The organism is Mucilaginibacter flavidus (assembly GCF_024055575.1).
Taxonomy (GTDB): Bacteria; Bacteroidota; Bacteroidia; order Sphingobacteriales; family Sphingobacteriaceae; genus Mucilaginibacter; species Mucilaginibacter flavidus.
In genome coordinates, this window is sequence record NZ_JAMXOE010000061.1 from 1 (window position 1) to 1,525 (window position 1,525).

The window sequence follows — 1,525 nt, forward strand, 5'->3', positions numbered from 1 at the left end:
GTCACCTATACGAATAAGTACACAGATGTGAGCTTTAATTTTTATAACCAGCTAGGCCAGACGATAGCCAGTATCACGCCAAACGGATCGAAGATACTGATACCAAGCGACCTCAGCGCTTATACAACTGCAAGCCAGCTGCCTTTTATCACGTTATATCAATATGACCTGCAGGGCAGGCTGACCTCATCCACCAGCCCCGACGGAGGGGCGGCGCAATACATCTACCGGCAGGACGGGAAGATCCGGTTTTCGCAGAACGCCTATCAGAAGGTAACGGCGAATGCCGGAACCGGTAAGGTAGAGCGTTTTTCCTATACAGATTATGACGATTACGGCCGCCCGGTTGAATCGGGAGAATATGCAGTGGCCACGGCGACATTTTCGACGCTTGCGACTAATACGACATTACTGGAAGCGACGGGCGCAGCGGGTGATATTGCGGGCGCCACCAAGCTCTCGGTAATCAATACTCATTATGACTTGCCGAGCCCGATGGCGCCGTTTACCGGTTACGCACAGGATGCAGGCTTTTTAAAAGGAACGGTCAGCTATACCAGCAATGACAACAGTACGACCTGGTATAATTATGATGACCACGGACGGGTGAGTTGGATGGTGAAACAAATAGCAGGCCTGGGGGCTAAAACAGTGAACTACACGTATAATGACCAGGGGAATGTAGCCAGTGTTGATTTTCAGCGGGAAACCCCGGGCGAGCGGTTTATCCATTACTATACCTATGATGCCGACAGCAGGCTGATCAATGCACAGACAAGTACGGACGGTGTCACAATGGTTCAGCAGGCCCATTACTATTACTACCTGCATGGCCCGCTGAAACGTGTGGAACTAGGCGACCAGCTACAAGGGATAGACTACGTGTATACCCCGCAGGGCTGGCTGAAATCGATCAACAGCCCGACAGGTCTAGCCACCAATGACCCGATGAAGGATGGAATTACCAACAGTTTCGCAAAAGATGCATTCGGCATGCAGCTGGAATATTTTAATGGTGATTACAGCCGTACCGGCAGCGGGATCACAAGCATACCTACCGGCAGCACCACCTATTATAACGGTAATGTCACGGGCATGAGCTGGCAAAGTAATAAGCCGGCATCCGTTGTTTCAGCATTTCCAGGTATCCAGGTTCCAACGATGTACAGTTACAGTTATGATGCTACGTATCAATATAACCAATCGGTTTGGGGCACGCCTACCTATAGCCCGGTGGGGAGTTTTGCAGCGGGGGCGACCTTTGGTGAAAAAGGGATCACGTACGACCCCAATGGTAATATCACCGCCCTGCAGCGAACCAATAGTGCAGGCACCCTATCAGATAATTTCACCAAGTATAGCTACCAGGCCAACACCAATAAGCTGACCAGTGTAGGGACAACAGCCACGCCGACCGCCTATGCCAGCTATTCTTATGACGAGATCGGCCGGTTGAAAAGCGAACTGCAGACCGGCACAACCGCACCGAAGTATTACCTGCAATATGATGTAACGGGCAAGGTAA

Annotated in this window: 1 protein-coding gene; it reads left to right on the plus strand. The window is 51.0% G+C overall.

The genetic code is table 11. The features are described from left to right. Positions 1-27 precede the first annotated feature (27 nt). On the plus strand, positions 28-1,525 hold a 1,498-nt coding region (locus NAF19_RS30450), incomplete at its 3' end, for a hypothetical protein (RefSeq protein WP_252794244.1).